Raw genomic sequence first — 8,419 nt, 5'->3', positions numbered from 1 at the left:
GCCAGCCGAACCCCACGACTGCCTCAACACGCGAAAAGGCGCCACGGACCACGCCCGTAGCGCCTACTCGGCGTGCCTAGAGGCCCAAGACCGGCCCGTTGGCGCGGACGAGCTGGCGGGCTTCCTCGCGGACGACATCGTAGATGGTCAGCGTCGGGGCCAACTGCGCGAGCTCCGCCCAGGTGGTCAGGTGCTCCGGCTTCAGCGGCACGTAGTAGGAGACTCTGCCCTTGAGCTCGGCGGCGCCGGCGCGCGTGATGTGCGCGGCCATGGCCGACAGGTAGGGCACCCAGGCCCACTGGTTCTTCTGGCGCTTGCCGGCGGTGTGCGCAAACCGGCGTAGCAGGTGCAGGTGCGCGCGGATTTCCTCGCCGACGACGTTCGCCTCCTGCTTCATCATCTCTTCCCGGAACTCCGCGAAGCCCGTGACGTCGATGAACTTCTTCCGGCGGCGCAAGATCTCGGCCCAGCCGTGGCGCAGGGCGGAGGTATCGGCGACGCGGCGGGCGGCGGCGACATCGTAGAGCGCCTCCAGCGCCTGCTGCGTGTTATTCGCCTTGGCCGCCGTCAGGACCTCCTTCATCACCTGCTGCGTGTCCGCGGTGCCGGTGTCCTCGCCGCCGCGCAGCAGTTCCAAGAGCACCTCGCCGCCGGCGGTGCGGATGAAATCGGTGGCATCGTCCCAGTCGGCGTGCCCGTCGACCAGATCGTTGAGTTGCTCTACGACGCGAATCCACGGCAGCGCACGGAACTCCGCCACGCGCTCGCCGTTGCTGTGGAAGTCATAATTGGCCAGCCCGTGCGCGATAGCCAGGGCCGGCTGGTCGCCGGAGCGCACGTTGGACCGCCCCAGCGCCTCGAGCATGTGGCGCGGGTCGGCATCGATGGTCTTGCGCAGCACACCGGCCATCGGTCGGGTAGCGGCCGGGCCCAGGTTCCGCAGCGCGAACAGGTGGCGCCACAGCGCGGGCTGCTCGTGCTTGGCAATGGTCGCCCGCGGGTTCGTCCCGGAGAGCTTGTGGGCCAGCTCGTCGCCCTGTCCGTCGTCGAAGTAGCCGTCCTGGGCGACGATGAACGTCCGCATCGACGGCCGGTTCGGCGCCTTGGCCTGGTAGCCGGGCTGCGTCTCCACCACGTCGACGGCCAGCGGGCCGGCCTCCTGCAGCTCCTCTGGCACGCGCGTGGCAAGTTGCGCGGAAAATTCCACCCGCCACGGCGCGATGTCCGGGCGCGTGACCGGCCACAGGAAACCAGTCAGCCGCCGGCCCATCGCGTTGCCGGACAGCCGCAGGCTATCGCCCACAATCCGCCCCGACAGCTCAAACTCTGACTCGTTCAACCGCAGCAGGGTAGCCAACTGCACGTCTGGGGTGGCGTGCGCCTCCCACGCCTTCTCGAACTCGAGCTCCGAGCCGAAGGAATCCGCCAGCTCGGACCACGTCTGCGCCGCCGATGCCGGATGCCACGCCAGCGTGGCCACTAAGTTCGCGTGCGCCTCGGGGAAGGCATGCTGGATGGCGCTATTGCCCACCGTGAACACGCGTCCGTGGCGGCGGCGCTTGAGCTGGATGACCTTGACCTTGCGGGAGACCTCGTGGGTCAGCAGCAGGGCTGCAGACCCGCCGATGGCCACGGGGAAGCGCACCTTCAGCTCGCCGTTGCGCGCCAGGGAACCCTGCGGGATGGTGCCGGGGTGGGTATCCCAGTCCGGCTGTTCGCCACGCAGGTCCAGCGAATACTTCAGTGCCTTGGGCACCACCACGACGTCGAGGCAGTAGTCCACCGCGTTGGAGATCTGGAACATGGCGGTCTCGGCATCGCGGGGCACGGACTGCGTCTTGTCGAAGGGCACGTCGATGTACTTTTCCGCCGCCTTGCGCTGGGAGTAGTAGGCCTTGGTGTAGGCGTTGGCGTCGGCGGCCTGGTCGGGGTGCCTAAACTGCGCGCCGTTATAGGTCACGTGCAGGTCAAAGCCCTCGGCCATGTTGAAGGTGCGGCGATCCACCAGGGTCTCGTTGCGCAGCACGTCGATCTCGTAGCGGCCTACCCAGGCGTCCTCGTAGGCGTCGGCGACCAGCGCCAGCTCCTGGCCCTGGAACTCGGCCAACTCCAGTAGCTGCTCGACCAGCTCGCGCTCGCCCAACGGGTCGACGTAGTACAGCTCCACGGACCACTCCGGCGCCGGGTCGACCGGCAGCACCAGGCGCGGCGAGGCGCCGTAGATGCGCCCGCCATCCGTGCCGCGCACGTCCGCGATGGCGGTATCGGCGCTGCGCCACTCCGGCAGGCGCGAATGTGGGTCTTGCGGGGTGGACACGCGCACCTGGCGGGTGGTGAAGCTGGCCGGATGATCCAGCGCGATGGTCAGCGTCTCAATCTCCGCGGCGGCCAGGTCGCGCAGCTCGAACAGAGACCACTCCGGCCAGGTGGTAAAGCGCAGCTCGTCGGCGACGTCCACGGCCGCGCCCTCGGCGGAGAACTTCGTGCACGTCGGCGCCAGGACTAAGACCTCCGCGGTGGTGATGCGGTGCTGGTCCGGCAACGGGCGACAGTCCGGGCCGAAGAAGAGGACGGGGAAGTCCTCGGCCACCACGCCTAGGCGGTGCTTGGTGCCGCTGGCCGCGTGCGTGGCGGTGACCCGGGCGGTCGGCTGGACGAGCGCGACGCGGGAGGGGGCATCGCGCAGCTCGGGCGGTTGGGCATGCGGGGTAATCCGGAAGGTGTCGAAGCCGGCGTCGACGGACCACGCACTCGACGGGTCGGGCAGGACCAGGCTCAGGCGCCCGGCCTCTGGGTCGAGCTCCAGCCACGGGCAATACTCCGCGTAAGGCGCCACCGGCAGCTCCAGCGGCTCCGTGTCCACCCCGCCCGACGATGCCACCTCGCGCACCGCCTCCAGCGCCTCGCCGTCGACCTGCAGCTGGGCGGCGGCTGTGTCCCAGAAGGAGGCGGAATCGGCCAGCTGGGTGCGCGCATTGGTCAGCACGGCGGCCACGACGTTGGGGTGGGCGCCCGCGACCTCGGCCGGGGTTTCGGCGGCTGCTAGGGCGCGGCCGAACTCGGTGCTCAACCAATCGAGCTGGGCGGCGCTCAGCTCGGCCGGGTCGTGGTCGGCAAGGGCGTCGTCAGCGGCGCGCAGGCGCTCAGCGGCCGTGGAAAAGCGCTGGAGGCAAGAGGGGAAATCTGCAGGGAAGACCACGGGTTAAAACTCCTGAAGTGGTGAAGCAAGAATGTGGGCAGTAGCAGTGACAGTACTGAGCCCGAACCTTAAACGTCGGTAAAGGCTCGGGCTCGGTGGCGGGGCGGGTATTTTAGTCGAGGTAGTCCCGCAAGACCTGAGAGCGCGAGGGGTGGCGCAGCTTCGACATGGTCTTGGACTCGATCTGGCGGATGCGCTCGCGGGTAACGCCGTAGACCTGGCCGATTTCGTCTAAAGTTCGCGGCATGCCGTCGGTCAGGCCGAAGCGCAGGCGCACCACGCCGGCCTCGCGCTCGGACAGGGTGGTCAGAACGTCCTGGAGCTGGTCCTGCAGGAGGGTGAAGGAGACGGCATCGACAGCGATGACGGCCTCGGAGTCCTCGATGAAGTCGCCCAACTGACTGTCGCCCTCGTCGCCGATGGTCTGGTCCAGCGAGATGGGCTCACGCGCGTACTGCTGGATCTCCAGCACCTTTTCCTCGGTGATGTCCATCTCCTTGGCCAGCTCCTGCGGGGTGGGCTCGCGACCCAGGTCCTGCAGCAGCTCGCGCTGGATGCGGCCTAGTTTGTTGATGACCTCGACCATGTGGACCGGGATGCGGATGGTGCGGGCCTGGTCGGCCATGGCGCGGGTAATGGCCTGGCGGATCCACCAGGTGGCGTAGGTGGAGAACTTGTAGCCCTTGGTGTAGTCGAACTTCTCCACGGCGCGGATGAGGCCCAGGTTGCCTTCCTGGATGAGGTCGAGGAAGGCCATGCCGCGGCCGGTGTAGCGCTTGGCCAGGGAGACCACCAGGCGGAGGTTGGCCTCCAGCAGGTGGTTCTTAGCCTTGCGGCCGTCGCGGGAAATGGTGCGCAGGTCGCGCTTGAGCGACGGGGAGAGCTTGGCGTCCTTGTCGCCGTCGGCGAGTGCCTTTTGCATCTCGTCCATGCGGTGCTGGGCGTAGAGCCCGGCCTCAATGCGCTTGGCCAGCGAGACCTCCTGCTCCGCGTTCAGTAGCGCGACCTTACCGATCTGCTTGAGGTAGGCGCGCACTGAGTCCGCGGAGGCAGTCAGCTGGGCGTCCTTGCGGGCCTGGCGCAGCGCGGCGGATTCCTCCTCGTCCCACACGGAGGGGCCGTCGTCGTCTTCCTCGTCCTCGTCGACGTCATCGACGTCGCCGGACAGCTCCTCGTCCTCGTCGTCGAGGTGCTCTTCCAAGTCAGCGTGGTCCGGCTCGAAGTCGTCGTCAGTGACGCTGGCTCCGAACTCGTCCTCGTTGTCGGTCTCCGGCTTCTGCTCCTCGGCCGCGGTGGCCGCGAGGTTCTGCTCGTCGTCCTTGGTCTTCTTCGCGGTCACCTTCTTCGGCGTGGCCTTGCGGGTCGACTTCTTGGCGGTCTTCTTTGCCGACTTCTTCGCAGTCTTTTTGGCGGTCTTCTTCGCCGACTTCTTGGCGGTCTTTTTAGCCGACTTCTTCGCCGTCTTTTTGGCCGTCTTCTTTGCCGTCTTGGCGGCAGGCTTTCCCGCAGGGGTATTCGCCTCTGCGTCCTCGCCGAGTACCTTGTCGGAAGAATCAGTGGCTGCCACGTACGCCCTTTCGCCTTAATTGTTACAGTCAAAACCTATACCGCGCTGTGGCGGTCGGTTTATCTAGTTACGATCGACCGCCCAGTATAGAGCATTCTGGTCGACTCTTGTGACAGCGGGGTCCTGCTCCCGCCGTCGCGCCTTAGTTCTATCCTAGGGCTGGACGTGTGCGTTCACAGCCATCGCCGCGCCGATGATGCCGGCTTCGTTGCGCAGTTGCGCTGGCACGACCGGGGTATCGATAATCAGGTGCGGGCCCCACTTTTCGAATTTGCGTGAGATCCCGCCGCCGACGATAAACACCTGCGGGTTAAACAGCTTCTCGTAGGTGGCCAGCACCCGGTTGAGGCGTTTGGCCCATTTTTTGAAGCTCAAGTCCTCGCGCTCCTTGGCGGCCGACGATGCCACGTGCTCGGCCTCCTTCCCCTTCACCCGCAGGTGGCCCAGCTCGGTGTTGGGGAACAGTCGGCCGTCGAGGAGGAAGGCCGAGCCGATGCCCGTGCCGATGGTCAGGAAGATGGCCGCGCCCTGGCGGGCGACGGGATCGCCGTGGGCGGCTTCGGCGAGGCCGGCGGCGTCCGCATCGTTAAGCACGACGACCTCGCGCCCGCCCAGGTGGTCCCGGAAGAGGGCCTGGGCGTCGACGCCGATCCAGCTGGGATCGATGTTGGCCGCGGACTGGACGATGCCGTCGCGCACGATGGCCGGCACCGTAATGCCGACGGGCCCGTCCCAGCCGTGGTGGTCCACGACTTCGGCGACGGTTTCGGCCACGGCGGCGGGGGTAGAAGGTTGGGGAGTGGCGATCTTCTGCCGGGCAGAGTACAGCTGCCCGGATTTAAGGTCCACGATGGCTCCCTTGATCCCGGAACCGCCGATGTCTATCCCGTAGGCTAGCGGGGCATTTCCTGCGGTCGAATCCTCACTCGTGTGCATGCCGGAAAGTGTAGCGCATGGCGCCGCGGGCGCAGGGTTTTGAGCGGGGAGGGGGTACCCACTCTCGTGGGCTCCTACCTGCGAGTGTGACAGCGCGGCGATTGTGCTTTAGTATGCGCGATCGACATAGTTGATTTCCCTGCACAAGTTTGCATAAAAAACCGATTGGAGCGTGCAGTTATGGCAACCGATTACGACGCACCGCGGCGCCGCGTGGAAGACGAATTGGAGACCGATTCCCTGGAGGGTCTGAAGGCCGCCGAGAGCGAGAACAGCGCCATGGACGACGACGGCGAGATCGTCGAACCCTTCGAGCCGCCGACAGTCGATCTGAGCGGCGAGGAGCTCAACGTCACGGTCGTGCCGCGCCAGGACAACGAGTTTACTTGCTCCGTGTGCTTCCTGGTCCAGGACAACAAGCGCCTGTCCTACGAGGAGGACGGCGACAAGGTCTGCATGGACTGCGCCTAACTGCTCTTCTGGGCTTGAAAGCTTGGGGGATTTCAGGGCTTTTGTGCTTTAGAGTGTTTTGGGCTGGCGGGCTCTAGGCGCTGCGGAAGCTGCGCAGGGCCTGCTCTGCTTGCTCGGGGACGAAAGCCTCGATGAGTGCGGCTGGGTCCTTGCTGGCGATGAGCCAGTAGGGGGTGGGATCGTCCGGGTCGTCGAGGACAAACATTGCTAGCTCATCGACCCACTCGTGGGTCGACAGGAACGCCGCGGGGTCGAGCTGCGGGCCCAGCGCGTTGCGGCGGGCCGACTTGGGCACCGCTAGCGAGCGGGCCACGACATCGCTGGGCAGTTGGGCATCCTTCACGCTGAGCCAGCGGGTGCCGTCGGGGTCCTTTTCCACGGTGACGACGGTCGAGGACCAGGAGACCAGCACCCACACCGCCACCGCGATGAGCACGATGGCGGCGGTCAGCGGCCAGATGCCCGAGCGGTTGAGCCCGACCGTTGCCGTGGTCACGGCGACGACGATGGCGGCCAGCACCCAGAAATACCAAGGCACCCACTGGCGTTCCTGGTAGATGACCTCGGAATTCGCGCTGGGGTTCAAGACGTTGCCATTAGTGTCCGCAGGTTTCACGTTTAGCTAGTCTATCGCACCGCCCGGGGCACAAGGCAAAGCTGCCGGGCGGGGAAGGTAGGCTGTCGGGCGTGACTAGCACTCCGGATACAAACCTCTCCGTCCAGATCAAACGCCTCGACCCCGAGCTGCCGATGCCGCACCGCGCCCACCGCGGCGACGCCGGTGCGGACCTCTACGCGGCCGAGAAAGTCACCCTCGCCCCGGGCCAGCGCGCGCTGGTGGGCACGGGCATCGCCCTGGCGCTGCCGGTGGGCACCGTCGGGCTGGTGCACCCGCGCTCGGGCCTGGCCGCCAAGCAGGGGCTTTCCATTGTCAACACCCCGGGCACCATCGACGCCGACTACCGCGGCGAGATCAAGGTCTGCCTGGTCAACCTCGACCCGGCCACGCCGATTGAGATCACGCGCGGCATGCGGATCGCCCAGCTGGTGATCCAGAAGGTTGAGCTGGCCGAGTTCGTGGAGGTCTCCGAGCTGGACGAAACTGTCCGCGGAGACGGCGGTTACGGTTCGACCGGCGTGTAGGCCCCGCGGCAAGGGGCTACAGTGGAACGGATAGACGTCGATGAGTAAAGGACTTTTCAACCATGGCTTTGTGGCCTTTCGGCAAGAAGAACAAGGACAACCACGCCCCTGAGGCGCCTGCGTCGGAACCGGCGGCTGAGGCCGCGCCGGACAACGCGCCCATCGGCCGCCTGGACGACGTGCCGGATACGCCCGGCGATGCCGCGGTAGCCAACGGCTTCCCGGGCGCCGCGGGCATTAGCATCAACGTCGCCGAGCACGACGCCGTCGGCGGGGACACCGGCCCCTTCGACGGCGACAGCCTGAACTACGAGGACTTCGATTTCAGCGATTTCTCCGCCGGCACGCTCGACTTGGGCTCGATGAAGATCGCGCTGCCGAAGAGCTCCCAGGTCCAGGTGGAGATGGGCGAGAAGGGCCCGAAGATGCTCCACATCGTCACCACGGCGGGGCGCATTACCCCGGTGGCTTTCGCCGGGCCGCGCTCAAGCGGGCAGTGGGAGTCTTCGGCCAAGGAGCTCATCCAGGGCATCGAGAACGACGGCCTGCCCACCCGCCTGGAGGAAGGCCCCTGGGGCACTGAGATTGTTGGGTCGAACGACAACGGCGAGATCCGCATCATCGGCGTGGAGGGCCCGCGTTGGATGCTGCGCGTGACCCTGGCCGCCCCGAAGGGCAAGTCGGAAGAGCTGGCGCGGATCGGCCGCGAGCTGGTCGCGCGCACCTTCGTCTACCGCGGCGACGAGCCGATCCTGGCCGGCAACGCCCTGCGCGTGGTGATGCCGCCGGCCCTGGTGGAGCAGCTGCAGAAGGCGATGCAGCAGCGCCAGGCCGGCAACACCAACGCCGGGAGCGCCGACACCGGCAGCGCAGGCAGCGCAGGCACCGCGGGCAACGGCGGCCAGGACGGCCAGCGCACCGCCGCCGACGAGGAGCGCGAAAAGCAGCTGCGCGAGCAGATGTGGCGTCTGCTGAGCAACGGCAACAGCACCGGCACTGGCAACGGCAACGCCGGCGGCAATTCCGCCGGCGCGGACAACGGCAGCGCTGACGGCGCTGACTCGCAGGACGCCGGCGACGACAACTCCGACCGCTAGCTCGAC

The 8,419-nt window shown here is 67.0% G+C and carries 7 protein-coding genes; 3 read left to right on the top strand and 4 right to left on the bottom strand.

Features of this window, described 5'->3' with window-relative positions; translation table 11 throughout:
- Positions 1–76 precede the first annotated feature (76 nt).
- From QQS52_RS06400 to ppgK, 3 genes are all read right to left on the bottom strand, one after another.
- Positions 77–3,199: a hypothetical protein gene (locus tag QQS52_RS06400; RefSeq protein WP_472773083.1), complete on the bottom strand. Its 3,123-nt coding sequence runs from the start codon at positions 3,197–3,199 to the stop codon at positions 77–79.
- A gap of 112 nt (positions 3,200–3,311) precedes the next feature.
- On the bottom strand, positions 3,312–4,766 hold the full coding sequence (locus QQS52_RS06395; protein ID WP_472773082.1) for an RNA polymerase sigma factor: 1,455 nt from the start codon (positions 4,764–4,766) through the stop codon (positions 3,312–3,314).
- Between the two features lie 153 nt (positions 4,767–4,919).
- Positions 4,920–5,702 (bottom strand): polyphosphate--glucose phosphotransferase, encoded by a 783-nt coding sequence (gene ppgK, locus QQS52_RS06390; protein ID WP_472773081.1) that lies wholly within the window; start codon positions 5,700–5,702, stop codon positions 4,920–4,922.
- Positions 5,703–5,882: 180 nt separating this feature from the next.
- Here ppgK and QQS52_RS06385 point away from each other — a divergent pair, with 180 nt between their 5' ends.
- Positions 5,883–6,173, top strand: coding sequence for a DUF4193 domain-containing protein (locus QQS52_RS06385; RefSeq protein ID WP_296206586.1), 291 nt, complete (start codon positions 5,883–5,885; stop codon positions 6,171–6,173).
- A 73-nt stretch (positions 6,174–6,246) separates the two neighbouring features.
- Here the strand turns inward: QQS52_RS06385 and QQS52_RS06380 are convergent, their stop codons facing one another.
- A complete protein-coding gene (locus QQS52_RS06380) occupies positions 6,247–6,789 on the bottom strand; it encodes a DUF3093 domain-containing protein (RefSeq protein ID WP_472773080.1) in 543 nt (180 codons plus the stop codon).
- A 71-nt stretch (positions 6,790–6,860) separates the two neighbouring features.
- Between QQS52_RS06380 and dut the strand changes: the two genes are divergently transcribed.
- Together dut and QQS52_RS06370 are read left to right on the top strand one after the other, a co-directional pair.
- The gene (dut, locus tag QQS52_RS06375; protein ID WP_256381264.1) at positions 6,861–7,316 is read left to right on the top strand and encodes a dUTP diphosphatase; all 456 of its coding nucleotides are present in this window, start codon (positions 6,861–6,863) and stop codon (positions 7,314–7,316) included.
- Positions 7,317–7,378: 62 nt separating this feature from the next.
- The gene (locus tag QQS52_RS06370; protein ID WP_472773079.1) at positions 7,379–8,413 is read left to right on the top strand and encodes a DUF3710 domain-containing protein; all 1,035 of its coding nucleotides are present in this window, start codon (positions 7,379–7,381) and stop codon (positions 8,411–8,413) included.
- The last annotated feature ends 6 nt before the right edge of the window (positions 8,414–8,419 follow it).

The organism is Corynebacterium sp. 1103A (genome assembly GCF_055700955.1).
This window is presented reverse-complemented; position numbering and strand designations above follow the sequence as displayed.